Source organism: Streptomyces zhaozhouensis, assembly GCF_900230195.1.
Taxonomy (GTDB): Bacteria; Actinomycetota; Actinomycetes; order Streptomycetales; family Streptomycetaceae; genus Streptomyces; species Streptomyces zhaozhouensis.
Genome location: NZ_OCNE01000011.1, coordinates 106,722 through 133,695, shown reverse-complemented (window position 1 = coordinate 133,695; position 26,974 = coordinate 106,722). Strand labels below are relative to the sequence as shown.

General features: G+C 65.4%; 15 protein-coding genes, 1 tRNA gene and 1 pseudogene. 5 read left to right on the top strand and 12 right to left on the bottom strand.

What is annotated here, in order from left to right:
* Window positions 1–9: 9 nt before the first annotated feature.
* From dpdD to dpdE, 8 genes are read right to left on the bottom strand one after another with little or no spacing between them, the layout of a single operon-like run.
* On the bottom strand, window positions 10–2,031 hold the full coding sequence (gene dpdD / locus CRP51_RS16765) for a protein DpdD (RefSeq protein WP_097232027.1): 2,022 nt from the start codon (window positions 2,029–2,031) through the stop codon (window positions 10–12).
* Entirely contained in the window at window positions 2,028–2,549 is a 522-nt protein-coding gene (gene dpdK / locus CRP51_RS16760) for a phospholipase D-like domain-containing protein DpdK (RefSeq protein ID WP_245880627.1), read from the bottom strand. Before dpdK ends, dpdD begins: the two co-directional genes overlap by 4 nt.
* The gene (dpdJ, locus tag CRP51_RS16755) at window positions 2,546–7,051 is read right to left on the bottom strand and encodes a protein DpdJ (protein WP_245880626.1); all 4,506 of its coding nucleotides are present in this window, start codon (window positions 7,049–7,051) and stop codon (window positions 2,546–2,548) included. Before dpdJ ends, dpdK begins: the two co-directional genes overlap by 4 nt.
* Window positions 7,048–7,722: a hypothetical protein gene (locus tag CRP51_RS28535; RefSeq protein WP_141514619.1), complete on the bottom strand. Its 675-nt coding sequence runs from the start codon at window positions 7,720–7,722 to the stop codon at window positions 7,048–7,050. Before CRP51_RS28535 ends, dpdJ begins: the two co-directional genes overlap by 4 nt.
* 11 nt (window positions 7,723–7,733) lie before the next feature.
* The gene (gene dpdH, locus CRP51_RS16745) at window positions 7,734–10,805 is read right to left on the bottom strand and encodes a protein DpdH (protein WP_097232025.1); all 3,072 of its coding nucleotides are present in this window, start codon (window positions 10,803–10,805) and stop codon (window positions 7,734–7,736) included.
* Complete coding sequence (gene dpdG, locus CRP51_RS16740) at window positions 10,798–11,709, bottom strand: protein DpdG (protein WP_097232024.1); 912 nt, start codon at window positions 11,707–11,709, stop codon at window positions 10,798–10,800. The genes dpdH and dpdG overlap by 8 nt, the downstream gene beginning before the upstream one ends.
* Window positions 11,709–14,312, bottom strand: a complete 2,604-nt coding sequence (dpdF, locus tag CRP51_RS16735; RefSeq protein ID WP_097232023.1) for a protein DpdF — start codon at window positions 14,310–14,312, stop codon at window positions 11,709–11,711. The genes dpdG and dpdF overlap by 1 nt, the downstream gene beginning before the upstream one ends.
* Window positions 14,305–17,589 carry a protein DpdE gene (gene dpdE / locus CRP51_RS16730; RefSeq protein WP_170970582.1) on the bottom strand — a complete coding sequence of 1,095 codons (3,285 nt, stop codon included), beginning with the start codon at window positions 17,587–17,589 and terminating at the stop codon, window positions 14,305–14,307. Before dpdE ends, dpdF begins: the two co-directional genes overlap by 8 nt.
* Window positions 17,590–17,992: 403 nt before the next feature.
* Here dpdE and CRP51_RS16725 point away from each other — a divergent pair.
* Together CRP51_RS16725 and CRP51_RS16720 are read left to right on the top strand one after the other, a co-directional pair.
* A protein-coding gene (locus CRP51_RS16725; protein WP_097232022.1) for an IS3 family transposase occupies window positions 17,993–19,194 on the top strand; the annotation gives its coding sequence in 2 pieces (ribosomal slippage) (window positions 17,993–18,284 and window positions 18,284–19,194; 1,203 coding nt in all).
* 182 nt (window positions 19,195–19,376) lie between these two features.
* Window positions 19,377–19,547, top strand: a complete 171-nt coding sequence (locus tag CRP51_RS16720) for a hypothetical protein (protein ID WP_170970581.1) — start codon at window positions 19,377–19,379, stop codon at window positions 19,545–19,547.
* Between the two features lie 22 nt (window positions 19,548–19,569).
* Here CRP51_RS16720 and CRP51_RS16715 read toward each other — a convergent pair.
* Window positions 19,570–20,649: pseudogene (locus tag CRP51_RS16715) on the bottom strand (IS630 family transposase).
* Between the two features lie 222 nt (window positions 20,650–20,871).
* On the opposite strand from CRP51_RS16715, the gene CRP51_RS30240 reads away from it, so the two are divergent.
* Window positions 20,872–21,480, top strand: coding sequence for a transposase (locus CRP51_RS30240; RefSeq protein ID WP_439333180.1), 609 nt, complete (start codon window positions 20,872–20,874; stop codon window positions 21,478–21,480).
* A 921-nt stretch (window positions 21,481–22,401) separates the two neighbouring features.
* Here the strand turns inward: CRP51_RS30240 and CRP51_RS16695 are convergent.
* On the bottom strand, window positions 22,402–22,719 hold the full coding sequence (locus CRP51_RS16695; protein ID WP_097232098.1) for a helix-turn-helix domain-containing protein: 318 nt from the start codon (window positions 22,717–22,719) through the stop codon (window positions 22,402–22,404).
* Window positions 22,720–22,812: 93 nt separating this feature from the next.
* Between CRP51_RS16695 and CRP51_RS16690 the strand changes: the two genes are divergently transcribed.
* Complete coding sequence (locus CRP51_RS16690) at window positions 22,813–23,724, top strand: hypothetical protein (RefSeq protein ID WP_097232019.1); 912 nt, start codon at window positions 22,813–22,815, stop codon at window positions 23,722–23,724.
* A gap of 98 nt (window positions 23,725–23,822) precedes the next feature.
* Entirely contained in the window at window positions 23,823–25,472 is a 1,650-nt protein-coding gene (locus tag CRP51_RS16685; RefSeq protein ID WP_170970580.1) for a hypothetical protein, read from the top strand.
* Window positions 25,473–25,731: 259 nt separating this feature from the next.
* Here CRP51_RS16685 and CRP51_RS16680 read toward each other — a convergent pair.
* Window positions 25,732–25,805: transfer RNA gene (locus CRP51_RS16680), tRNA-Ala, on the bottom strand.
* A gap of 77 nt (window positions 25,806–25,882) precedes the next feature.
* Complete coding sequence (sepX, locus tag CRP51_RS16675) at window positions 25,883–26,881, bottom strand: divisome protein SepX/GlpR (RefSeq protein WP_342749057.1); 999 nt, start codon at window positions 26,879–26,881, stop codon at window positions 25,883–25,885.
* Between the last annotated feature and the right edge of the window lie 93 nt (window positions 26,882–26,974).

The following is a 26,974-nucleotide window of genomic DNA, read 5'->3' as shown; positions in this document are numbered from 1 at the left end:
GCCGTTCTGTTAGGACTCTGCTGCTGCGAGGCGGAGCGCATCGACCGCAGCGCGGAGGAGTGATGCGGAGCCACTCCCGTTCGCATATCCGACGTGCTTTGTCGTCTTGTTCTGATCGATGAAGCCGGTGGCCGCGTGCTTGGCGCAGCGCGTGGCCAAAACGATCACATTCGCAGTACGGGCCTTCTGCCGCAGTTGCGGCGTGCCTACGTGGTCGTAAGCCGTCAAGACCTTCACAGCGGGAGCGAGCCGCTTCAGTTCCTCCTGGCATCGGGTGAGCACTGCCTCGTCCAGTGAGTAGAGCAGCAGTGTCGCCGAGGGGAACTCGACGGGCGTGCTCTCCTTGCCGTCTTCGCCAGCAGGAGCATCCCAGGAGAAGCTGATGCCGAGGTCTTCAGAGAGCCGGCGCGCGAAGGCAATGTCGGCCTCAGTGAGGCGGCGGCTGCGTGTAGCAAGAGGCCCGAGCAGTTGCGAGCACAGGCTCGCGCGGGCCCCAGGATTAGGGCACGCTGCAAGGAACAAGCGGTCGACGAAGTCCAAGACAGCCGAGGCCCGTTCGGGAGCAACCCACCGATCCGTGTCCGAACCGATGTCCTTAAGGATCTCCGCGTACTGATCGGCAGAGGGAGCAGCGCGAAGCGCGATCTCCATCAGCGCCTGCAAGGCCGCCAAGTCGCCAGGGCTGTAGCGGTTGAAAAGCACTGCGTTGTGGATGAATGCATGGGCGCATTCGGGTGCGGGGTCGTCGTAGCCCACGGCATCGATGAACGAGCCCACTGCCCGCCATAGTTCTCGCGCGGCGCCGTCGCTCAACCCGTCCAGGAATTCGGCGAGGGTCCCATCGTGCTCTGCAGGAGTGGGCCACAGGGTCCACTGTTCCTCATCCAGTGCGTCCTTCGCCGCGCTGTCACCCTCGGCGAGCGCGAAGAACAGGGCTGGCCAATCGTTGATCGGAGTGGCCGAGTCTGCCGACTCCTCGGGTTGCGCAACCGTGGAGGCATCGAGGTCGCCCGAAGCCTGGGCAATGAGCGCATTGGCCTCGTTCAACACAAGCATGGAGATCTCGGGTGTTTGGTCGAGGTCCTCAGCAGCCGTCATGAACCGGCGTGCGGCCTCTGTGTTCTTAAGGATCACGCAAGCCAGAAGGAGCACCGTCATGGCCTGCGGTCCATACGACCGCGGGTCGCCTGCGAGCAGCTCGGGGACGGCCTTGCCGTGAGTGATGAGGTTGGACTTGGCTGCCTCCAGATTCCGAGCCGTGAGTGGCTCCTCCAGAGCAACGGTGTACACAGCGTTCAGGATTGCTGCCTTCACCGGCGCAGGAGGATCTTGCCTGGCTACGTCCTGAAGTGCCGGGAACGCCAGCACCTTGGTAGTCGCTCCGAGACGGTCAAGTCTCTTGAGCTTGAGATGTGCGAGATTCGTCGCGGTAAGCCCGCCCGCGGCGGCCAGTTGCTCAAGGAGGTCAAGCGACGCAGCTTCGCCGCCGGCCGCGAGAGCCGCGTCGAACTCGGCGATGAGACGCCCGACCGGCTTTACTACGCGCCATAGCCTTGGCGGACGCCTCAGGTAGGTCTGCTGCATCAGTAGCAGAGCATCAGTCAGGCCCTGCCGGTATTTGGCGCTTTTCCCGGTTGTCAGCCGGAAAGTGGAACGTTCGCCAGCCAGGTCGATGGCGGCGCGTTCCACGGGATCGTCCCGGTTGAGGAGAGTTGGACGAAAGCCACCGCGCTCCATGTTGCAGTAAATGTACGTAGGACCGGCAAATGCCTCAATGAGTTCAGCTGTCTTGCCGGCATCTGCTGGGTCGCGTGCGATGGCGTACATCGAGTAGGACTGGTTTGCGGCGACCCAACGAGGGAGAACGATGGGCGCGTCGTTATCACCCAGCGCGATCTTGACGAAGGGCTCGGTGCGCGCTGTCCATGAGTGCTTGGGGTCCATCTTGGGCCACGCGTCGTTGCCCTCGCCGAAGAACCTGTGCAGGAACGCCTGGATACGATCAATGGTCCAGGACGTGGTCTGGTTCATTCTCCGTCCCCCCACCGCTCGGCCAGGTCAATGCGTGCTTGAGCGGCAGCGTTGCTGCCTGCCTGGTAAGTGATCTTTTCGTCGTTCCGGACCATGCCTCGGATCGTGAAGTTCATCGATCCACTCAGCATCCAGTCATTCCCGCACAGCGTCTTCTCGTGGATATCCGGGTCGCGGACGATGTGAAGCTTCGTTCCTGATGCCGCCTTCATCAGGCGGCGCAGGAAGTCCTCGTTGTGTGGATCATCGCGGGTCACGACGTGTACCTGTGCGCCACCATGGGCAATGCGGGCCACTGCGTCTGAGAGTCGGCACCCCACGGGAGGGGTGTCTCCAAAGAGTGCGTCGTAGGCGCCGTGGCTGTTGTCGAGGACCTGGACGTCGGTGATCCATGCGGACACCAACCACAGGTGGTCGCTGGGTGCGATGAACTCCGCAATCAGCGCGGCGGACAGCATGGTGTCAACGCGAATCGCGGTGTGCTGCCCAGTGCGGAGGGTTCGTTCCTGGGATTTCACTGGGCTGCCTCCCTCAATTCGACCCTGACTCGAATCTCGTTCTGGTGGCGGACCACGCCGCAGACTTCTCCGTAGACGCGCAGCACATCCCTGTCGATGGGCGTGACCGGAACCTGCTTCAAGGCTTGAGCCATCAGAGTTGCGTCTCCCGCTGGACAGACCAGCTCGACAGCCGAGGTCGCGGTCAAATGCTGCCGGTAGGCGTTATCCCAGGTGGGCTTGGTGATGTCGATCACCGGTATACGGTCATCGTGTGCGGCTTGGACCAGCAGACGCTCGAGGACGGGGTCGTCAGCGTATGGCTGGTAGTGTTTCAGGTCTTGAGTGCGGGCCTGGTGGCCACGGGGCCACAGAAGACTGAAGACCTGGTCTGCGGTCAGGGGCCGGGCGCCTTCCAACTGGAGCTTGCCGGATCCTACGGCGTATGCGATTACGCGAGCGTCGACCTCGACCCGGAGACGTTGCTCCAACTCCGTCGATGCGTCAACAAGGACAAGAGCGGTGACGTCGGTATCGGGTCCGGACCCCGGGCGCAGAAGCCGCGTGGACAGGGCAGCAACGGCTGCATGCCGAGGCGGGCCGTCGAGCCGTGCCCAGGCCTCGCGAAGGACGTCCAGAGCGTCCTCGGCTTCTTTGGCGGAACTGCCGCCCCGGAGTGTCGCCATTGCCTGGGCAGCTGTTCCGCTGGGTTCGTCGATGACGTGCCGGAGGAACCGGGTCAGTGTGGCGTCGACGTACTCGTATTCGCTCGGCGCGAGGCTGCTCGTCACAAGCCCCCAGAATTGCCGGGGATCCTTCGAGTAGAAGTCGACCAACTGCTCGATGATCCCCAACCCACCCACGGACGTCTCGCTGAGCCACACCTCGGTGAGCGAGTCCTCTCTCTCACCGGGAAGTGTGTCAACGATGAGGTCGCCGTCCTGTGCGTTCGGGCACGCGCGTTGAGCAGCGGCGAGAACCGCAGCTGCCATCGTGTCGCGGTATGTTTGCCGGGCGAGCGGGCTGGTCTTGGCTGAAATGTCCTCTGCTACCAGCAGCTCTGCTGCCCTGTCCAGAGCAGTGATGACCATGCTGTTGGCGACGAGCTTGATCAACTCTGACACGAGTCGATCACCGTCGACCTCCTGCTCAGTCACGTCGGAGTCACGGTAGAGCACCTGGAAGATCTTGGAGAGATCTTGAGTCCAGGAACCGTTTTTCAGCAGCGCACGGACGTCAGCGTTCGTGCGGTTCCCGTCGAGTCCGGCCAGAGCGAACGCGGTCAGATAGATCTGGGCCAGGCGCTCCCTCTGGAATCTGTCGGAGATCTCGGCCAAGGCCGAATCATCCTGAACCGTGTGCAAGAAGGCCAGCGAGCGCCACTGAGGGGTAGTGAGGTACTCCCTGACAGCCGGATCGTCGAGGTTGAGTGGCTTGAGTTCGAAGCGGATGGCATCGACGCCCAAGGCGAATCCGAGTGCGGCCGGTCGTCCCCGGAGTTCGTACCGAACAGCGCGGGCTTGACTGTTCTGGCGTTCCCGGCGGACGTTGCACTCAGCGCCGAACGTCATGCGGCGCACTTGTACAGGGTTGCCGGCCGCGTGAGTCGCAAAGCTGACCGTGTCAATGCGACGTTGCCAGGGGGACGGCTTCGGCACGGTGCCCTCACTGAGGGGCGCGTCGTCCTCCACGACGATCTGGGTGCCCCACTGGGGCTGGCCGTGGGACTGGTCCACGATGTCGGGATCGGGTTGGGAAAGCGCCAGGCTCAAGGGGCGGACGACTTCGAGGGTGGCGCCATCGTGTCCATGAGGCTGCCAGGTGCCCTCCAGCCTGCCCTCGGTGACGATTTCCCTCAAGTTGAGCACATTGCCGTCGTTGTCGGGGATGGGGAGCCACGTGCGGTGAGTGTCGTCCATGTACCCGAAGCGCCGGCTGACCCGTCCCGGCACGGCTTCAGTCAATGCCTTACCGATGGGCATGTGTTCTATGGATCCATCCCCGTTGTCGAAGGGGAGTTCCAGATCGACCTCAGGAAGGTTCAGCGGCTCGAACAGGGTTCGGGTGATGAACTCGGGGAGCATGGCCTTCTTGCCCATGCCGGGGTCGTTTACAAGAGGTTCCCAACGGGAGCGAAGCCGGCGAAGAGCCGTGGGCACGACGGCCAGGAGGAGGGAGCGAGGCTGTTCCCACAACACGGCCTGTGCGTCGTCAACGCTGATCTTCAACGCCTTGACGAGGTGCCGTGCAAACTCGTCCTGGACACGCTCCTCTGTCAGCAGTTGATGCAGGATCCTGATCAGTCCGAGGCGCTCGTTCTCGTACTCGGACAAGATCCTCGGGTCATCCGGGGATGTCAGGAGCTTCCGCACGTCGCCGCGCCCGACCTGGGCACGCATCCTGCGCCCGGCCCAGTCAAGAAGAGCCTGGGCTCCCTGGATCTTGAGGACGTACCGGTTCCTGAGCGGCAGGGTCGTGGCAGCGACCTCCGGGGCAAAGAGCGTTTCGTAGCCTTGGTAGGCCAGGCGATCGCGACCGTAGTCCGACAAGGTCACGATGGTCAGCGGCCGAGTCCCGCGCTCTCGGCCGGCGCGGCCGCGGCGCTGGATGAACGAAGCGGCATCCCGCGGAGCCTTGTGTTGAAGGACGAGACCAACCCGGGGATCGTTGAAACCCACTTCCAACGACGCTGTAGCGATGGTGAGGTTCGCGTTGCGGTTCACCCCCGCGTCCTGGGATGAGGTCCGCCCGATGATCAAGGGGTGCATGCGGAGATCGGGGTCGAGTTCATGACCGATCCGCTCGACGAGTTCCCAGTTCTGTCCTGCGAGGTAGCGGGGCCCGGGCTCAGGGCGCGCACGTGACCGCAACCCGGCCAGCACGTCACCCTGGCGCTTCGTGCGCCCGCGGTGGTCCTGGTCGCCCTCGGCGTCTCGGAGGTACTTGTAGAAGCGGTTGGTGACGTCCAGGGCATCCGTGAATAGGAACCCGGTCGAGCCGTAGAGGAAGGCGTCGTCACCGTTGTCGAGTACGCGGCCCCAGAGAATCGCAGTCTGGATCGACGTGGACAGGAGGCTGGCTCCCGAGACTGGGTCGCCTCGCAGCGCGAGCGCGTACTCGCGGCCTTCTCGCACCATGGTGGCATCGTCGGGTGCAATGGGGTCCACGTCATTCTCGCGCAGGCCGACCAACTGTGCGAAGAACTGGTTCGCGTCGCGCAGTGTGGCGCTGAGGCCCACGAAAGTTACGGGTTTGCCTACTGCGTTCCTCCATCTGCGTAGGAGGTAGGCGACCTGTGCCCCGTGTACTCCCGAGTAGGTGTGCACCTCATCTAGGAGCATCAGGGACGGCACGCTTCCCCCGCGCCAGCCCAGGAGGCTATCGAGGTAGCCGTCGGCGCTGCAGTTGTTCAGCATCTCAGTAGTGGTGAACAACAGGTGCGGCGGGTTCTTCTTCAAGGACTCGCGGGTTAGGGCGAGTTGGCCGTCCGGGATTTCGTCCCCGCAGCGTCGGCATATGAGGCGTTCAACGCGTTCAGCGCGGTCCCTGTCGGACCAAACCAACTCGCCGTCTTCACACTCAGGGCTGGGACAGGGAAGGAAGGGACATACGGCGCCGTCCCCTACACGTGCCCAACGGCCAGAACCTCGTCCGGGCTGCAGTCGCCAGTCGTCGGCGTGATTCGGGGTGCCTCCATAGAGTGCGCCGAGACGCAGGGGCCTCTGCCTCTGACTGACGAGCGCACTCTGAACGCTGCGAGCATTGACGATCGCATCGCGCAACTGATCCCTCAGCAACTCAGTTCGCGGATACAGAGCCAGAGTGTGGATCCTGTTCTGGACCCTGTTGGTCACGTGCTCCGCTATGGCTGCGAAGGCGGGCAGGTAGAAGGACAGCGTCTTGCCGCTACCGGTGCCGGCGCTGACGATGATGCCCTTGGAACGGTTTTGGCCCTGGAGTGAGGAGAAGACAGCTTGCGTTGCCTCCAACTGAAATCGGGCGAGGTTCTTGCCGCCCAGTTGGTCGTGGGCAACGCGGTCTTGGAGATCGCCCCAACCGGGAAGTGTGCGCAGCTCCTTCAGTGCTTGGGAGCCTGGGATGTCTCGATCAGGGTAACGGCGGTAGCGAACGTGTAGGCGGTAGTCAGCAACGAGTCGCTTCCCTTGCCGCCACCATCCGTTGGGGGTGTCGTCTGCCCAGTCTCCGCGAGGGCGGAAGAGTTGGCGCAGCCCAGCAGTCAAGCGCAGAGCCTCGGCAAAACGAGTGCGGTAGCGGATTGATCCGTCGCTGGGCCAGGGCACCTTGAAGAGCAGTGCGCGGCCCTGCATCTCGCGGAGAATCTTGACGGCTGATAGTGCTGGCGGATTGTTGCATTCGTCGAGGAACTGCTCGATGCATCTAAGGACGTCATCCTCTGAGAGCGCGCCTTCCGTCATGCCCCACATGAGGAGGGGCAACTCAAGGTCTTCAAGTTGGTTCAGGAGTTCGTTGGCAAACTTCCGGCCTACTATGCTCTGGTTCACGAACCCTTCCTCTTCAGGGTGATGTGGGCGTCCATCCGGAATTCGCGAAGGAGTGCGATCTCTTCGTCTGTGACATCGCTTAGCATCAGGCCAGGTTGCTCACGTAGCCGATTTAGCAGGTCGACGAGTGCTTCCGGCGGGTCTTGAGTGTCTTGAAGGAGTTCCGCTAGGCCGGCGTACGTGGTCGCGAATGTGATGATGGCTTCTTTAGAAGCCTTGCCCCTGGCGATGCGCTCCAGTTCGAGTTGTCGCTTGGAAGCCTGCTTCTCCGCTTCGAGTACGACGAGCATCGAGATTCGCGCAAGGGGCAGGTCCGTGAGGAGTTGCTCAGTCCAGGCTGACCAAGCGGCTTGATTCTCTTCCGTGAGACGATCGGTTACTGCCTGTGTCTTCTTCTTCGCCGTGTTGAACACCTGGTTGGAGGGGAGTCCGCTGGGTCCCAGACTGCGTTCGAATCCAGCTCTGCCGTCATCGATACCGGGCAGGTCGATGTCGAGTCCCGCGCCGCGGGACTGTAGGGCCTGTGTGACGGCCAGTTGCGAGCGAAGCTGGTTGAGCTGGGAGCGGAGTTCTAGCAGCCGGCTTGATACACGAGTGGCCTGTCGCTGAGAGTCCTCGCCATCCGCGATACGGGAAGCGTGATCCTCGAGCAGTTTTGCCTTCTCGTACACGGATATCCGAGTCACGGCTGATCAGCCCCTTCGACTGCCAGGGAACGCCATTCGGCGATGAGTTCTTGCACGCCCTCGGCTGCGCTCTTTGCGGCCGACGAACTCGCCCGCAACTCGGCACCCTTCAGTGCCTCATCGAGCCATTCGTCAGCGACACAAAGCAGGTTCCGGATAACTTCGATGGAGACCCCTCGGTCTTGGGCGGCCGTGCGGATGCGCGCAGTCAGACGCGCCGCCTCGGGGCGATCGTCGTCGAAGCACCGACCCAGGTCATATTCCAGAGCGGAGATCGCGGACCACTCCACAGCACCTGCCCGCTCAAGGAGAGTATCGAGTTCACGTGCTCGTTGGGCGGACAGCGACAGACTGACCTCTCTTGCCCTGTCGACGGCGGTTCTGATGCTGGCCAGGGTGTGATTCCCTGGGATGCTGCGGGGTTGCCGCATTCGGATGTCGCCCAGCCAGTCCTTGAGCATCGTGACTTGCCCGTCGATCAGCGCGGACCATGACGCGAACGGTTTGACTCCGGGCTTCACCCACTCGGGGATACTGCCCGCTGGCGTTTCCCACGCCCAGGTGGCTGTTGCCTCTTCCAGTAGAGGGATTGCCCGGGCTGCGTCGATCATGCCCACGGCTCCTCTGCTGCCCTGCGAGATGCCGATTCCGGCACGGATACGCTTCACTAGGGCGCCGCGGGCCGACAGGTGCTGGTTGAGGGCGGCGGTCCACCGGTCCGGCCTCGACATTACGCCGGTACCTTCCCAAGCGTCGCCGTCGTCCACCGCTGCCGCCAGGAGTTCTTCGACACTCATGCCAGGCCAGCACCGGCCAGCAAGGACTGCCCCGAGTATGGATGTCCGTAGGCCGAGCACAAGGTCGTCGTCGGTGACTTCCAGGTTGCGTTGGACTCTGGATGCCAGCGCACCCGCGTGCCGCTCGGCCAGGGTCGCGAGCCTGCGGATGTCCTCACCGCGTACTTGGTCCAACCCGTACTGCGCACGGATCAAGCTCTGGAAGAACCTGCTGTTCGTCGCGCTCCGCTTGAACTGGATCGGTGCGCTATCGGCACCTGTGATGCCTGCGACAGCAGAGCCTTCGATGCTGACGACAGTGGCGTTGTTGGGCCAGCCCTTCTCCTTCACGTTGCTCTGCGCCTGCATGAGCGGCGCGTTCCAGCGGTACCGCTCGGCTACCGCGGTGGCGATGACTGTGCGGATGGCTCGGGCGTGATCCTGCTTGAGGTCGTCGCCGCGGGTGACCCACTCCTCGATGTTCTGAAGGCTCCGTTGAACGGACGGCGGATAGGTCTTGTCTTCCGTCTTGGCAGTGCCAGGCGTGGTACTGGGGTGGGGGGAAGGCTCAGCTCCACGCCGTGGCTGCTTCAGAGGGGTTTGGGCTCCAGCAGCCATGGGGCTGAGAGCAAAGGCCTCCATCACCGCGGGATCGATTTCGATGCCCTGAGCAGCCGCGTCGCCCCAGAATTCAAGGATCAGCTTCCGGCGTGGGCCGGCCACCTGATCGTTGGTATCGATCAACGATCGCACGGTTGTGTCAAGCGTCGTGTCGATGTCAGCGGTGAGGAAGCTTTCGGAGAAGGCCGCATCGGGAAACTCCCCACGCCGCAGCGATCCAGCGTGCTCAATGAGAATGGGCCGCACCACACTTCCGAGCACCGTTCGGGGGACGAACCCCCACGGTTCATCCTTCGAAGCGGTGGAGTGGACCATGCGAGTCAGGGCTGAGCGGTTGAAGGGGTAGAGCCCGAATCCATCCGCTGATGCTCCAAACGCGTCGTGGCAACGCGGCTGCAGGGGGCAGGCATCACACGCGTTCGGCGGCTCGTCACCGCCTACCTGCTCCAATCGATCCTTGCCGATTCGCGCGGCGTTGAGGTAGCGGCCAACGAATGAAGCGATGGCTTCTTCGCCGGTGTCTTCTACGCTGAAGGGCACGTCGAGGTCATACGCGTAGCCCAGGTTTGCTTGTACACGGGTGAGGGCGGTCTCTGGCAGGTCACGGAAGTAGCCAGTCGTTACCGCCATAAGGGTGCGGATGGGGGCTAGCCGTGTCGCCCCCTCACGGTGGGCGGCTTCGACAAGGGCGTCCAGTAGGTCCTTCTGCACGCCCTGGATGAGAGCAAAGTCTTCGATGAGGAGAATGATCTCTTTGCCCTGTCGGTGGTACTCCTCGCGGACAAGGGTCATCCCTTCCAGCAAGCGGCCCATCCCGAGGTTGAAGCTGCGATTGATCGCAGTCTCCAAGTGTTCGTTCAGCAGGTCGATCGCGATCTCCTGGAGTTCGGCCTTGGCGCTGAGAACCTGTACCCACTTCTTGGCTAGCGCCGAAGCCTTGCTGACATCTGTGATGTCTAGCGGGAGATCATCGACGGTGAACTTCGGCGGGCGATCTTTGTCACCCTTGGTGCGGTCTCGTAGGAGGTACGTGGCCAGTTGTGGAACAAACTTCTCGGGCTGGAGCATGAATTCGCTGACGTGCGGATCGTCAAGGAGTGCCCCGAGGCCATGAGGGCCGAAGAGTTGCCGCGCCGGCCCCGAGACGCCGCGGCCGGTCTCGGCTACGAGGGTCTCGTTGAGGGAGTGGATCAGCCGCCGAGCCAGCACTGATGCGTCGATGTCAGCGGTGAATTTTTCGATCTCCGCTTTGAGTTGCTTCAGTTCGTCACTGTCTGCCTTGGCGATCAGACTTTGCACCACTGCCTTGAGGCTTGTTCTGTGCTTCTCAAGGTAGATGATCTCGCGATCACGGCGCCCGTCGGCGACCAGTTCGAGGTGCTCGCGGACCCATCGGACGAGGTGAGACTTTCCCGACCCGGACTCGCCCACGATGGGCATAAGGAGTGCGCCGCTGTTGGACTCGTGATTCAGGAAGTCATGAAGAACCGTCCGCTCGTCGACCGGCTGCCCCTCAAGCACGAGTTGCCGGCCGTCGAGCCGCGCTCGCTGGATCCGCAACGGCGCATGAGTGGCCCGAAACACGGCCGCAGATGGGGAGATGGCTTCAACGCTGATGGTGTTGGCGGCCGTTGCGGGGTCCCAGCAGACCTTTCCGCGGAAGTCAGGCACTGGGGTCCTCCTGGATGGTGATGTCGCTTACGTAGCGCGGACTGGAGGGCTGCTCTGGATCGCTCACCTGCAGCACCATTGCGGCATCGGAATCGAGTTCTAGGCGCATCCAGCCCTCGTCGTTACCGCGGAGCAGCGCAAAGGAGAGAGCAGGGCCCGCTACACGGTCACCGGGGTTGGGGAGGTGGAGAGCCAGGGAGTATTGGCCGCTGGAGAGTACCGGCAAATGCTCGCGGACGCTTCGTACGGCTGTTACGGCATTCACCTGGCGGCCCGGCTCCCATAGGTACTGCATGACGTATCTGACTGCGGTGGTGCAGTCGGGTATCAGACGACTGCCACCTCCGCCGGCAAGGAGTGGTCGTGCTGCGAGCCCTAGCGCGTGGGCCCAGTCGCAGAACTGCCGCCATCGCTCGGCGTTCACCACAGCTGGTCCCGCCTCGGGTCTGAGAGGGGTCTCCTTCATGAGGTCCTGCGCCTGGTCCCAGTCGACAGCAGGGCCCATGGGATCTAGCGTGAGGAACCATGCCAGGGCACGCGTGAGGTCTCGGGATTCCCTCTGTTCCTCGTTGTCCCCTAGACCACTGTTGCGCTGAGGTGCGAAGACGGCGCTGCGTAGCGCAGCCGCAAATGCGCCCCAGTCTTGGCCGTCGAGATGTTCAGCGGGTCCCATGAGCGTCAGCTCACCGGTGGATTCGGCGACGTGGAGTAGCCCGAGCTCCCGCAGCGTCTTGACGGCCTTGTTGAACATCTCCGACGCGTCTTTGTCACCGGATGCGAGGGTCGGTGGGCTCAGCAGAGCGCGGGCGCCGTTGAGTGGTACCGGCTTCTTCGAGTGGGCCAGTAGACGGACGACTGCCCACATGGGGTCGGGGCGCGAGGCGTCCACGTTGATCAGGGCCATCAGAACGACTCCAACGCGGTCTGAACGGAGAAACTTTGAGCATGAAGAGCACCGAAGGCCAGGTTTGGGCGACTCGGATCCGGCGTACTTCGCGGGTGGATCAAGTAGGTCACATCTGGTGAGTCAAGCCGCGACTTGAGCACCCGGTCCATCGGTGAGGGATCATCGTCCAGAACCCAGGCGATGGGGCCTTCGTAGAAGCGGAGCAGATCCGCGTCGGTGTCGCAGATGATCGGCCGCGGTGCCACATCCTCCTGAAGAGCTTCGGCTAGAGATGGGGTGATCCCTGGCCCACCAATCACATTCATGCCACGAAGGGCCAGCATCTCCAGCAGCCGAGGCACCTTGACCTGGCGGTCCGTCTCGGTCCCCCACCACAAACTGAGGCAGGACGCGGTGCCACGCATGCGCCGGAGTGGATCGTGGCTGGTCCGACTAGGGGCTGGAACCAGTGGATGGGGGTCTCCGCCCAGCTTGTAGAAGCCGTTCTCCTGCGGAAGGCCTGTCGTTCTGCAACTGGGGCAGCCGCGGCAATTCACCCCCGTCAGCAGTGGGGCACCGCCTTGCTGGACCCGGTAGTAGGTGCTGAGAACCTCGCCTGTGCATCGATTGCCACGTAGCAGGGTGCGGAGATCGGCTAGGGCCTGTCGCTGCGCGGTGATTGAGCGGCGGCGCTCCGCTTCGAACCGACTCCGGAAGTGCTCCTCGTCGTTGGTCTGAGTGTCTTCGAGCGTGACGTCCACATGCGTGGATGCCACCTCGTAGAACCGGTCGAGGCGTCCCTGGAAGGCTGCGCGTGGTTCGTCGTCGTGTCGCTGGGGCGGCTCAGGAACGTGGAGACCGATGAGCCCGGCGCGCAACATGAGGTTCAAGGTGCGGATGTTCCAGTCGCGGTTCGCCTCCGAGGTGTCGTGGACGTTGTCCGGGATGGAGTCGAGGTTGACGAGGTAGTGACGCGGACGTGGGTATGTCTTGTCCCTGAGCGTCCACATCCACTGCCACCTCGACCACGCTTTGTCTGCGCCGATGATTGCTTGCCGATTGATGCCCTCGGCGACGGGCTCGTCCCGGGGGGCGGACGCCAGGTAGGCCACGGACGGACGTCCGTCCCGGCCTGTGCGCCCTACCTCCTGGTAGTAGCGGTCAACGGTTTCGGGCAGGCAGGCATGCACCACACTGCGGACGTCGGGTAGGTCTACGCCCAGGCCGAAGGCTGAAGTCCCTACGACGATGTCGTATCGGGTGGGCAAAGGGCCCGAAGCGGAACGGCCGCTCCAGCCTTCCACTGCGCTTCGGCGTTCGTCGGGGCTGGAATAGCCGGCGACGTCAGCTACTCGTGCGAAGCCGGCTGTGCGCAGACGGTCGAGCCACGCCTTGGCGTCTTTCCGCTCTGTCACGTACAGAGCTAGTGGTTTCGGTAGACGATCGATGGCACGAAGGATTTCCTCGGTGCGCTGCTCTTCGTCGGTGAAGGCATCGAGGTAGTAGCTGGGTTCGTGGCGCACCTGGGCGCCCCAAACGATCTCGGCTGGCTTGGGGTCTGCGAACAGTTTTTCGAGCGTGGTCACCTGCTGCTCGGTGAGTGTGGCGCTCATGCAGACCGTCACGGGTGCACGTCCGGGTGGTGCTGCGCTCAGCCAGGTCCGACGATGGACGGACATGGTTTGGAACTCAGGTCGAAAGCCTTCGCCCCATTGCTCGACGAGGTGGGCCTCGTCAATGACGAAGTAGTGAAGGTGACCTGCCTCGGCAGCATCTTGTAGTGCAGACTTGAGTCCAGAAACGAGCGATTCAGGGTTTGTGAAGACTAACCGCTGTTTACCTGTACGGGTATCTTCTCGTATTTGTTGCTTGAGGTTCTCGTTGAGGCCGCCGATGTAAGCGTAGCGGCCGGAGGGACTTCGTCGTCCGCGGCCGTTCAGCAACTCCTGGGAGCGACGTTCCATGTCCAACGCGAGCACAACAGTCGGCACTACGACCAAAGTGACACCGGTACGGTTACTTGCGAGCAGAGCCGGAGCCTGTACGAGGGCGGTCTTGCCGTGGCCGGTCGGCAAACAAGCGATGACAGTGCTGCCAGGCTCTGCGAGTGCCACAGCGCGCGCAGCTTGCCGCTGCCCGATTGACTTGTACTGGGCGTAACCGCTGCCGAGAGCACGGATCCAGAAGGGGTCAGCTGGACACGGCTCCAACTCAAGGTGTGTTTGGAGGTTTTCCCCGAGGTGGACCCCCTCCAAGTCGTACGTGGCTGCTTCGTCAGCTTTTTGATCTTCCCCGCCAGGGTGCCACGGCCGTGCTGTGACCAAGACGCGACGGCCGTCCGGGAGCGCATGGCAGTGCATCTGTTCCCACTGCTGTCGCGTGGGCAGCGGTGCGCCAGGTGGTACTGAAAGGCCAAAAGTGTTTCCGCTGGCCTGAGCTTCGAGAAGGATCTGCCGTGTCAGTGCTGCCACGTCACGCCACGAGGCCGTCTGTTCAGCCAGGCCGTCGAGGGCATCCTTGAGCCGTCGCAATGTGCCGCGGTATACCGGCTCCTCCGGCGTCGGGACAACGAACGGCCAGACGTCAAAGAGTTGCTGTGCCCCAGCCCAACTGTCACGCACTTGCCTGGGCCCCCTTTCGCTCAGCGCGGAGAACGCAGGTTGCAGCCATGAGCCGTACGCTGGGCTGCATGAGGCCGTCGATGAGTAGACCGGCGGTCTTCACGTCTGCCAGTTGGCTTTCGTCCTCACGCAGGAGGCGACCCGCAGCCCTGCGGGCCTCTGCCTGCGCCCGAGTCACGGCGAGTCGCCGGCGACCGCGCTCCTGGGCCTCGGCGCAGAGTGCCTTCAGGTCAGTGACGCGGAAGAGTTCGTCGCGTGCGACCTTCTCGGCGGTCTCAGCAGCATGACGGAACTGCGACCAGCCACCGAAGACGCCGATGAGAACACGAATCCGCTGGCCACTCAGCTTTTGGCACTCTCGGTTGTCGTAGGACTCGTTCAGCCATTCGAGCGCCGAGGCCAGCGCCAGCGCCTCGGTGCTTCCAGCCCGCGCCCACACTCTGCGCGTGAACGGTGGAAGGAGAAGATCGGCCTGGCGCTGCAACGCCCTTTTCATCTCATTCCGGTTGGCCATCGCCTCGGCCGCCATGGAGGCGTCGGCCTCAACCAGGAAGTCGAAGCCAAAATAGGGCTCTGGGTCGCCCATGTGGCTGGGGTCCACGCGCTGGTAGGCAGTGGCCTGGCCACGTTCGTCAATGTCGCTCAACGCGGCGAGTGCGTCGATGAAGGGGTTGCCTATGCGGAACAACCTTGTGCCAGGATCACGCAGGGCCCTGGACCGGTTGAACGTGCCCTGGGCCATGGCAGGGTCCAGCGCCGCGGTCTGCGCCACGTAGAGCCGCGGCGGCACCTGCGGCCGTGACCCTACGAGGTCGAAGACGGTCTTGCCGGCTGTGCGCTCGTAGTGGCGGATGTTGATACCACCAGATCCTGCGCTCGTGTACCGGAAGACACCGCGCTGGATCTCCTTCCACTCCAGTTCTAGCCCTCTGAGGTTCTTAACCATGCTGTCTCGGCCATCGACATCGAGGTAGATGGCTTCGAGCATGTCCATCTTCTCGATCTGTTGGCGCGCTTCGCGGAGTTGGTCTTGAACTCGTTGCTGGGCGGACGCGAGTCCGGACGGGCCATCTCGTAGGGCGTCGCTCCAGACAGCGTCGCGGCCTTCTGCGATGGCGTCCTGCAGTGTCGACACTGACCTCGAGAAGACCTCGTAGCCGTCACGCAACAGGTTCAGCCACGCCGTGCCAAGGGCCTCATCCTCGGCGCTTGCGCTGAGCACGTACTGGCTGGCTTTATCGAGTTGGCTGACGGACTCGCTACTGGGATAACGGTCAACCCGTCCGATCCGTTGTTCGAGCTGGTTGGGGTTCCACGGCAGACGCATATGAATGACGGCACTCGCGGCCTGAAGGTTCAGCCCGTCTTCGGCGGTGTGGTCGGCGACAAGGACGGACGTCCCCGGCGCCGTGCGCCACTTCGTGACCGCGTCCTCGGAAGCTGCCGCTCCGGCTTGTGCGGTGTGCTCCACAACACAGGCTGTACGAGACAACCGCCGCAGGTGCGCCGCGAGTTGGCGCGCCAGCACGCCCGCACCGCAGAAGACGACGATGCGTCCAGGGCGATTCAGAGTGGGGACGAGGGCGTTGACCGTCGCCTTGAGCCGCTGGTTGCCCTCTGCTTCGTCGAGGTGCCTCTCTAGCTCGTCGAGTGCTTCCACCTCTGCGGGGATGAGAAGGGGCGCGGCGAGCATGGCCTGCTCCTGGGCACTGAGACCGGCTCGTTGCGCCGCCTCGCCATCTCCGCGAACTCGCCAGCGCACGGCGTCGACGAAGTCGTCGAAGGGCCCGCCCATCCTGGACATGAGGACGCCGAGTATGCGGGCGTACGCGGTGGTCTGATCTTCATGCCCGGCATCGAGCAAGAAACTCGAGACCCCAATGCGCCACTCCGTTAGGGCGGTTTCGACTGCGTCGAAGGTGGACGGCAGGGTGATAACGTCCGAGAGCTTCCGCCCGCGGACAGCGTAGGGTTCACCTTCTTCGGCATCGTCTTCTGGCCTCTCCACCTGGCCGCGCCGGTGTCGGATCACCCGCCGGTGGAGGCGGTACGTCTCGCTGATGTGTCCCCGCAACTCCTCTACGCGCAGGGAGAGTTCATCCGATTCTACTTCATCGCGGAGGTCATCGTCCTCAGTGAGACATTCGACGACCCGATCTGCAAGGTGCTCAAATCGGGGGTCGTCGGGGAGGATTCGCCGGATGTCGTCGAGCGTGGACCTCAGCAGGAAGGTGAAGGTGGCATCCAGGGCGTAGACGCTGTCGGCCAACTCGGCTCGTAGGGCATAGCGGCGCTCGAAAGCTTCGCGGTCGTCCCATCTGTGTAGGTCGCGATCGAGTAGGTGCAGCAGGCCGAGGTGAGTGGTGTAGTGCGAAGTCACGGGGGTCGCGGACAGGAGCAGAAGCTTCGGTGCGGAGTGAGCCAGGGCGGCTAGCTCCCGGTAGGGCGAGAGGCCCTCGTCGGCGTTCTGTACCAGTGCATGGGCTTCGTCCACGACGACAAGTGCACTGTCGTGGTACGCGGACCACTTCTCTGGCGTCGCGTGGGACGTGATCACGATCCGGGCTGATGGAAAGTCGTCGACGAAGAACTTGTTGCGGAGCTCCTTGTCCCACTGGCGCCGCAGTGGCTCGGGGGCAACGACCGTTATTCGTGCTTGCGGATCGTCCAAGAGGGTCTGCCGGATGACGAACCCAGCCTCGATGGTCTTCCCGAGGCCTACTTCGTCTGCGATGAGGTATCGCTGCACTGGGTCAGCGAGAACCGTCATTGCCGCGCGGATCTGGTGTGGGAAGACCTCGGCAGCTGAGGACAGCAGCGCAGCCATGTTTGCGCAAGCAGCCCGTTGGGCAACGAGGTCACGTAGGAAGGGAAGCCGAGCGTCGCGGAAGAACCCCGACTCGCCACCACCACTCGTGAGGACGCGGAGTGGATCATGAACGGGGCGGTCCCAGCGCACTCGGAGATCGCACTCGTTCGCGCGCTCGTTCCACTTCTTGTTGGGGACCTGGATGAAGTATTCCGGGAGGTGCTCCCCCGTGACCCGGCCAGCGAGCCAATCTCCGGTGCTCGGTTCGCGCCAGTAGACCCGCGTTTCGGCTTCGAGTTTGGCACGCCAGCAGCAGCTCGCCGGCACACGCTGAGAGTGGACGACCTCTTCGGCTACTGATTCGAAGAAGTCGACGCGCAGCATCTCGCCGTCGATGGCGCCAACCCGGCCGATGCCCGGAGCCCCCGTGAACTCGACGAGGTGTCCAACCGCGAAACCCGAAGACATCCTTCTGCTCGCCCTCCAACAACCAACCTAGCAACGCACTTCAGCCTAGCCGCACCCACTGACGACTCGATCGACAACTCTCACAAAAAGGGAAAATGTGTTCGACGGTTAGCGGCAAGGCCGCCGTCCGCCACCAAAGCACGTGCACGGGCTAAGACGTTGTGGCTGGTTGTATAGCCGAACGTCATGCTCGGTGCATGCTTCTGCCTAGTCCTACCTTCCGCCGCCTGGCGACGTTGTTGGTCATTGATAACGAGGAACGTGTGGCCCTCCTCCGATGTTCGAATGGCACCTCAGCATGGGGGTTGCCCGAGTGCACGGTGCACGCTCGGGAGACGGGCCTTGACCCTTGATCCTGGACACACGAGACACCGGATCCTGGGGATCTGAGAACGGACATCTCGTGGTCATGAAGAACTATCCGCCGCAGTTCAAGGCGGACGCGGTTGCGCTGTACCAGTCGCGGCCCGAGGCGACGATCCGGCAGGTCGCCGCCGATCTGGGGATCAACCCCGAGACCCTGCGGAACTGGGTCCGGGCGGCCGGAGCGAGCCGGCCGCGGGGACACCGGGCGGAGGTGCCGGCCGAGCCGCTGACACCGTTGGAGGCGGAGAACGCCGCTCTACGGAAGAAGGTCCGTGAGCTGAAGGAAGCACGCGAGATCCTGCGGAAGGCGGCGAAGTATTTCGCCGGAGAGACGCGCTGGTGAACCGCTTCCAGTTCGTCGCCGACCACCAGCGCCGCTACGGCGTGAAGCGGCTGTGCACCATCCTGGGCATCGCCCGCTCCAGCTTCTACTACTGGCGCCGCACGGCCGCGGACCGGGCCGCCCGGCAGGCGGCCGACGCCCGCCTCGCCGCCCGGATACCGGCCGTGCCCCGCGAGTCGGACGGCACCTACGGCGTCCCCAGGATCACCGCCGAGCTCCGCGAGGCGGGCGAGCGGGTCAACCACATGCGGATCGCGCGCGTGATGCGAATCATCGGCTTGACAGGCGTGCGCTTGCGTCGCAGGCACCGCACCACGATCGCGGACCCGGCCGCGGCGAAGGCGCCGGACCTGATCGGCCGCGACTTCACCGCAAGCGAGCCGAACACGAAGTACGTCGGCGACATCACCTATCTCCCCGTGGATGGCGGGAAGTTCCTCTACCTGGCCACCGTCATCGACCTCTCCTCACGCCGCCTGGCCGGCTGGGCGATCGCGGACCACATGCGCACCGACCTCGTCACCGACGCCCTGGCCGCCGCCGAACAAACCCGCGGCAGCCTCACCGGGGCGGTCATGCACACCGACCACGGGGCCCAATACACCAGCCGGGCCTTCGCCGACGCCTGCCGCCAGGTCGGCGTCCGTCAGTCCATGAGCGCGATCGGCAGCTCGGCCGACAACGCACTCGCCGAGTCCTTCAACGCGACCTTCGAACGCGTGACGCTCCAGGGCCGAAAGCGCTGGCCCAGCGAGCGCGAGGCCCGCCTCGACGCGTTCCGCTGGCTGCACCGCTACAACACCCGACGCCGTCACTCCCGCCTCGGACAACGCAGTCCCATCGCCTACGAGACAGCACTCGACACAACATCAACTACCCTGGCCCAAGCCGCATAGCCCGTGTCCAGGAGTCCGGGTCAAGGCCCGTCGAGCCGCATCTCCCTCCGATGGGTGAGCGGCGCCCGATCCCGGACCTGCGGCGGCAGTTCAATGCTGTGATGTGGCGGTTCCGCACCGTAGTCCGTGGCGGGACGTGCCCGCCGAGTACGGCTCATGGTCCACCGCCTACGACCGCTTCCGTGCCAGGGCTGTGCAAGGGCGTCTTCGCGCACCTGATGGAGCAGGCGATCGCCCTGGCCGCCGCGCGCGGACAGGTGGATCTGGACCTGGTCAGCGTGGACTCCACCACGCCGCACGCCCACCACCATGCCACCGGGATGCGGCTGGACGCCGAGACGCTAGTGCTCTGACCGCATAGGTTCGCCGGGTCGTTCAGGCTGCGGTGGCGAGGGGGCGTCCGCCCCAGCGGATGCCTTTCTCGCTGCGGATATGGGCGCGTTCCTTGCGTTGGGCGGCCAGGATGTCGCGATGGCGGGCGTTGGCGTTGCGCCATCGCAGGTAGGCGTGCAGGGCCCGAGTCTGCACGGTGTGGTTGGGGTGGTGGGAGTTGGCGATGGTGAACTGCCTCAGCGGTCCGAAATGGGCCTCGATCGGGTTCGCCCACGAGGCGTAGGTCGGGTGAAACACAGCTCGACCTTGTGTTTTTTTGCCCAGTGGCGGATGTCGGCGCCTTTGTGGGCGGACAGGTTGTCCAGGATCACGTAGATCGGTGCGCCGTCGGGCCGGGCGGCGCGGATCGACTTCAGCGCCGCCAGAGTGTTCCCGGCGCCTTTCCTGCGGCGGTTGATGCCCCGCAGGGTGTCGTCGCCGACCGAGTAGCAGCCGTGGAAGTACCGGACTCCATGAATGCGGTGGTAGGTGGCAGGCAGTCGGTCGGGGTGCTTCTGTTCGGCCCAGCCCGAGCCGGCGGTGGGCCGGATCCCGAGCGGGCCGAACTCGTCGAACGCGAAGACCAGGTCCGGGAAGCGGTCCAGCACATGCTCGATGCGGTCGATCTGGTGCGCTGGAAGTGATGCCGCGGCGGGCGAGCAGGCCGCGTAACGCCTCGCGGCCGATGAGGATCATCCGGCCGTGGACTTTCCGCAGGTAGGCGACCAGCTCGCGCAGCGACCAGCGAGTGAAGGGCTGGCCGAGCTTGGTGGGGCGAGTGGTGGCCGTCGTGACGACGAAGTCCTCGTCGTCACGACTGAGCAGGCGGGGACGGCCTCCCGCCCACCGAGGGTCCAGGCAGGCCAGGCCGACATCGTTGAACCGGTGGATCGCATCAGGCACGGTGTCCTCGTCGGCCTGCACCAGCTGGGCGATCACCGGCACCCGGTTCCCGCCGGCCGAGGCCAGCAACATCATCGCACGCCGGTAGCGCACCGAGCTGGTGCCACCGCGGCGCACGATCCGCTGCAGCTTCTGCCCCTCCTGGTCGGTCAGTCTGCGCACACGGACAGGCTCGGCCACCGCGCCTCCAGGGTCAGTTCGGACGTCACCACACATCCAACCGTCATGACCGCCAACCCGGCGAACCTATGCGGTCAGAGCACTAGCAGAGCTGGAGAAGGCCGCTGAGGAGGAAAGGAGGGTGCGCGAACGGCGCAAACGCCGCACCATGAGCCCGGTGGCGCCGCAGGGGAGGCGGCCCGCACCGAACGCCGACGACAGCGACACCGCTACCGGGCCCGGCTGACCGCTGCCGCGCTCGGCCGCTCCCGCAGTTGGCTGACCAGCAAGGTCCACCTCGCGGCAGACCGGCACTGCCGCCCGCTGTCATTCGTGCTCACCCCCGGCCAGGCCGCCGACAGCCCGCGCTTCCGCGCAGTGGCGGAGCGCATCAAGGTCCGCGTCCCTGCCGGGCGGCCGCGCACCCGGCCCGGCGCCGTCGCCGACGACAAGGCGTACTCCTCCCGCGCCAACCGCGCCTACCTGCGTAAACGGAAGATCAAGGCAGTCATCCCGGAGAAAGTGGACCAGGCGGCCAGTCGCAAGAAGAAGGGCTCTCGCGGCGGCCGCCCAGTCACCCAGACACCGCGCTGTACCGGGAACGCAACACAGTCGAACGCTGCATCAACAAGATCAAGCAGTGGCGCGGGCTGGCCACTCGCTACGACAAGACACCCGAGAGCTACCTCGCCGGCCTCCAACTGCGCGGCACGATCCTATGGATCCGCAGCCTCCAACCCACCTGAAGACCCGAACCCCGAACATGCTCTAGCCGCAGTGCGCGGGGTGTCACACCGACACGGGGCGGGTTCATGCGCGGTTCGTGGTGTCCTACATGCAGGCAACACGTAGGACCGTTCTTCCCGGTCGGGTGAAATAGGGCAGCTTTGGGAGCCTAGCAGCACATCTGCGCCTTACAGCCTTGACCGTCGTAGTTGTGCAGCGTTGCCCCGGCAACAGGGGTAAGCAGGCCAGTCGGGGACAGGAGTAGCAGTGGAGGGCGAGTCACTCTTCCAGCGTCTGGACGCAGAAGAAGGCACGGTCCGAGAGGCACTCGATCGCCTGCGGAGTGAGGTGGCGCGACTGGAGGAGTGCCTGGCGCACCTGGCCATCACCCGGCGGACGGTTCAAGCGCTGCTCGAAAACCCTACTGGTTCCTCCCGCCCGGAGGAGCAGCCCCCGCCCACGGAGCAGCCACCCGCACGAGAGGCGGATGACAAGCCGGCGGAAGACGGTGGAGGCTTCACGGGTTCCCCCTCCTCGGGCGCAACCGCGCCGGGGTCCGACCGGGTTCCCCCTCAAAGGGCGCCAGCGCTCGCACGACAGGCGCGAACTCGGCCCGGTGAGCGTTCGCATCGTGACGCTCGTGTCGAGCGCGGATCGTCCGCTTCGCCCCAAGGAGGTGGCAATCGCCTTGGGGCGCACCAACCCCAAGCGGACTCAAGTCGAGGGTATGCGCGCAGCACTGAAGCGGCTCGTCGATGGAGGTCACCTCCGCAAGGTCGGTCCGGGCCTCTTCACCGGGCCCTCTGGCGAGACGAAGGAGGCTGCTTAAAGGGCACTCGAAGAAGCGACGCCACGCAGACGACTGACGTGGCAGTCGAACAAATAAGTGGTGCCGCCGAGGTGGAAGTTCAGCGGCACCGGTGCACGTGAGGCCTGCAACGGGCTTCAGCATGCCCTCGGAGCGTAACCCCACCACTGGGCCACTCGGAGGGCGTGCTGGGCCGATTTCACCCTGCCTGCGTACTGAAGCGCGGGCGAGTGGGAGGTTCAACAATGCCGAGACCCCGGTCCCGACGAGCCCGGGTACAAACCGATTCCGAGTCCGTCCTCCAACCGGCTAAGCGTGGCCACGTCGGGCCAACTGTCGCCGACCAACAAGTTCGCGATGGCCTGTCGATTCACTCCGCTGAGTGCAGCGACGCGGCGGAGACTGAGACCCTCTTGGTTGACGTGCCTGGCCAGCGACCTCGCGATGGCTTGGACCACCCTGGCCTGGGGGTGATCGGGGATCACCGCGTTGGGCCAGTTCTCCGGGTCCGTGGCCAGTTCCCGCGGCGCCACACTGCGGCCCCGTCCTCCGGTCATGAGGATGTGCTCCTGACGGTCGAAGTGCACACTCACGACAAAGGCGGCTACTTGTGTAGCTGCGTCTCGTGGTGTGTTCCTTTGGAGAGGGATGTGAGCGGCGCAATCCTCGGCTACCGGCCGCTGGAAGAGCCGACGGAATGGCCCCTGGTCGCCGACGGTGTCCGCATGGTGGCCGCTGCGACATGCGATTCGGTCCCCTACGCGGTGCCGAAGCTGATGTTGGTCCTGTCCGGCCTCGCGATGTTCGCCGAGCGCGCCGGTCTCGCCCGCGATCCGCTCACCTGGCTCGCCCCCGAAACGATCACCCGCTACCTGATCACGCGTCCCGGGCTCAGGGGCAGCACCCTGCAGACGTACCGCAGCATCCTCCTGCGGGTCCGGGAAGCGCTCATGCGGCTCGAGATCGGTCAGCAGCCCGCACCGAAGCTGCGTGCCTCCCTGCAACGTCCCGCTCCGTACACGTCCCCCGAGCTGGCTCGGTTCTTGATGTGGGCGCGGGGCCTGCCGCCGCTCAGCACGCATGGCGGTAGCGCCCTCGCCCTTCTCGCCCTGGGCGCGGGCTGCGGTCTCTCGCGCCGGGAGGTCCTCGCCGCCCGCGGGACCCACGTCACCGTGCTGCCTTCCGAAACCGTCGTGGTCGCCGTCCCCGGCAGTGACCGCCTCGTCGTCTGCCGAGCCATGTGGGGGCAGGTCCTCGCCGACCGTGCCCGCTCCGCGGGAGACAGTTACCTCTTCCTGCCGCAGCGCCAGACGCCGGAGCCCAAGAACGGGATCACGAACTGGGTGAAGCGCACCCAGGACGGATCGACCGGCCTGCCCGAGCTGAAACTGGCCCGGCTCCGCAACTCGTGGATCGTCGAGCTGCTGCGGCAACGCGTTCCGGAGGACGTGGTCGCCGCGGCGGCCGGCATGAACTCGACCGCGGGGCTCGCCCCGTACCGGATCTGGGTGCCGAAGCTCACCGAGGAGGCAACCAGGCGCATGCTTCGGGGTTGGGCATGAGGACCCCGGCGGACGACCCCCGGTACCAGGCCGGCAACGGGCGTCCGAGACGTCCGTACCCGCATTCACCGGAGCCGTCCAAGCTGGACGACGGTCGTGTGCGAAAGCTGCACCTCGTCCTGCGGCGCAGCGGCATCGTGGAGGAGTTGGAAGAGCGCTTCGCAACGCTCCCCGGGCCTCGGGGATACCCCGTGGGCCTGGTGCTGCTGGGACTCGTCTGCGCCTGCTACGAGAAGGCGAGCACCAACCTCGACGACACCTTCGAAACCATCACCTTCGGCATCAGCGACCGTCTGCGCACTGAACTTGGCGTGCCCACCTGCGACATCGAAGACCAGGACGCGGTCAACGCCCTGTACAACCGCTTCCACCGGGCGTGGAGCCGCCTGGTGAAAATTCTCGACCCGGTCCCGCACGAGCGGCGCAGCCGTATGCCCCGGGCCGAGGGCCGCAAGGTCGCCGCTGCCTGGAACGGCCCCGCGTGCGAGCCCGCACGGCCCCGTCTCGAAGAGCTCGCCAACAGGCTGGTCACCACACCGGTCCGCATCGCCTTCGCCAAGGGACTGATGCGCCACTGGCACGGTGACATCGTCATCGACACGACGGCCGTGCCGAGTTGGGCCCGCCCCCACGCGCGCAAGCGTTCCTCCCTCGAGGCGAGCGCCAACTGGCACTACAAGGGCGGCGGGGACAAGGAGTTCGGTTACAGCGCCACACTGGCCATCGCCGCCCACGCGGATCCCGCGCGGGCCGGGCGCTACCCACAGCTGACCCTCGGCATGGTCCTGCACACGCCGCAGAAGGACATGGGACGTTATGCCCAATACGTCAGCATGAGCCTCTCCCGTCTGACCCACCTGTGTGGTTTCGCCGTAGCCGATCGTGCCTACATCAAGCTCTACCCCCAGGACTTCCACCAGCCCCTGCGCGCCCTCGGCTTCATGCCCGTGCTCGACCTCACCAAGGGCCAGGTCGGCTTCGAGGGTCACCACCAGGGCGCCATCGCCAAAGCGGGGCGCCTGTTCTGTCCCCGGACGCCCCGTCCCCTGCTCGACCTCTACCAACGCATTCGGGACGCCAAGAACGAGCGGGAGCGCATCCCGCTGCGGGAGCAGCTCCGAGAGGTCGAGTCCTACGCGCTCGTCCGCAAGGCCACGGCGGACGAGCGGGGCAACGAGCGCTACTCCTGCCCTGCGGCGAAGCTCAACTGTGCCTGGGCCGCCGAGCGGGAACAGCGCAGCTCGCGCAAAAGTACACAGGCGCCGGCCGTCATCGACCTCGAGGATCCCCGCAGTCGCATGGCCCATCCCGCGGGTCGGCCGACGGTTGCGGTCCCGAAAGTGCCCTTCGGGGAACGACCCAAGTGTTGCGACCAGTCCTCCGTCACTGTGCAGGTGCACGTGATGCCGCGCATGAGGCAGGACCTGCCCTGGCAGAGCACGTCCTGGGCCCTGGTCTATCAGACGTTGCGATCTCACATCGAAGGAGGGAACGGGCCCCTCAAGTCGGTCGACGCGGCCCTGCACGCCCGCGAGAAGCGGCAGCCCCGCGGGAGGGTCGCCCAGAGCCTCCTGGCGGCGATCACGGTGATGGTCGAGAACATCATCGAGTTGGAACGCTACCGCAGGGCCAGCAAGGACAGCGCCCGCACGGTCCTCGACCTGGAGGCCGACGAGGTCCTCATCCCCTACCCGGCGAGTTCGGGAGCGTCCGAGCCCACTGGCGGTGCCATAAGCCGCAGCCCGTGACCGGCTGGCCGGACCACATCTAAAGATCGACGAGCCACGAGACCGCAGGCACACGGCCCCACGCCCGCGGTCCCCGCGGCATGCCCGCATCTCCACCGCCGATCCCGACCCGCCGCCCGAAGAGCGTCGTCCCAGCGAGCAGGTGGGCAGACTTGCGTACTAACTACGCCTGAAACGGCGAGATCCCGACCTGACGGTGACTGTCAGATCGGGATCTCGCGAACCATTCCCGGGCTAACCCGCGAACGGCCCTTGTCTGTGGACCTGAGGGGATTTGAACCCCTGACCCCCTCGTTGCGAACGAGATGCGCTACCAGGCTGCGCTACAGGCCCGTGTGGACGCCAGAACTCTAACACCCCCGGCCGGGTGGACCGAAATCCGCCGGGGTGGCCCGAGGCCGGGCGGCGGGCTACTCGCCCGCCGCCCGGCGGTGGTCGTCGTCGGCGTACTGGTCGAAGAGCGGCGTGCGCTCCGCGCCCCGGGGCTCGCGGGCCTCGGCGCGGGGCGCCGGCGGCTGCTGGGGGGCGCCCGCGGTGGCGGAACGGGCGGCGTTCCAGGCGTCGGGGGCGTTGCGGTCGGCGCCGCGCGGGGCGCGCGAGGTGCGCGGCGCCACCGGCGCCTTCACGTAGGTGGGCAGCGGCACCGGCGCCGGGTCCCAGCCCTGGGCGCTGTCGCCGGCCGTGCTGCCCTGGTCGCGTTGCTGGTCGTCGACCCACTCGGCGTGGTCCGTCTGCTCGACGACCGCCCGCGCGGGCTTCTCGGGGACGGCCGCGGCGTTGGCCTGGGTGCGCTCGCGCAGCCGGCGTGCGGCCTCCTCCGCGCGCCGGCGGTCCACCGCGACCGCCCAGCGGCGGCGCTCCTGGCCGCGCAGGTGGACGATGTACGCGACGAGCAGCAGCCCGGGAATCGCCGGCAGCCAGAGCAGCCCGGGGCTGGTGGAGACGGCGAAGATGCCGGAAAGAGTGAAGGCCAGGAAGAGAACCATGGTCGTGCGCCGGCGGCGCACGAGGACCTGCGCGCGCTGGTTGCCGTTCCCCGGCTGGGTGCCGGCGGCCGGTCTGCCCGCGCTGCCGCCCCGCGATGCCTCGCCCTTCGGCGCCCGCCCGCGGCCCGGGGCCTCGGCGGCGGCCGAGCCCACATCGGTCACGGGCTCGGCGAAGGCCCGGAGGTCGGCTGAGCCGTCCGGGGCGGCGGGCTCGTCGGGCTCGTCCGGGCCGTCCTCCGCTGAGTCCCCCTGCTCGACCGGTGCGGGCGCGCGCTTACCGCGCGTCAGCAGCCGGATGGCGGTGCTGAAGCGTTCCGTCGGGCGGGAGTCGTTCAACTCGTCCTGCCGGCGGAGCCACATCGGCACGAGGTACGCGGCCCAGGCCCCGACGATCATTGCGAAGATGAGGCCACTGCTGCTCACGGTCACACCGTAGAGGGGTCGACGGGGGTCCATCTGCCAAATAGGGCGGTGTGTCGCACGATCAGGCGGTCATCCTGGGGCTTTCGTCGGATT

Excerpts from the sequence above, each read along its gene's own strand:
- dpdG (WP_097232024.1), bottom strand. The coding sequence starts at position 11,709 with ATGGCCCTGATCAACGTGGACGCCTCGCGCCCCGACCCCATGTGGGCA.
- CRP51_RS16695 (WP_097232098.1), bottom strand. The coding sequence starts at position 22,719 with ATGACCGGAGGACGGGGCCGCAGTGTGGCGCCGCGGGAACTGGCCACG.
- dpdD (WP_097232027.1), bottom strand. The coding sequence starts at position 2,031 with ATGAACCAGACCACGTCCTGGACCATTGATCGTATCCAGGCGTTCCTG.
- dpdE (WP_170970582.1), bottom strand. The coding sequence starts at position 17,589 with ATGTCTTCGGGTTTCGCGGTTGGACACCTCGTCGAGTTCACGGGGGCT.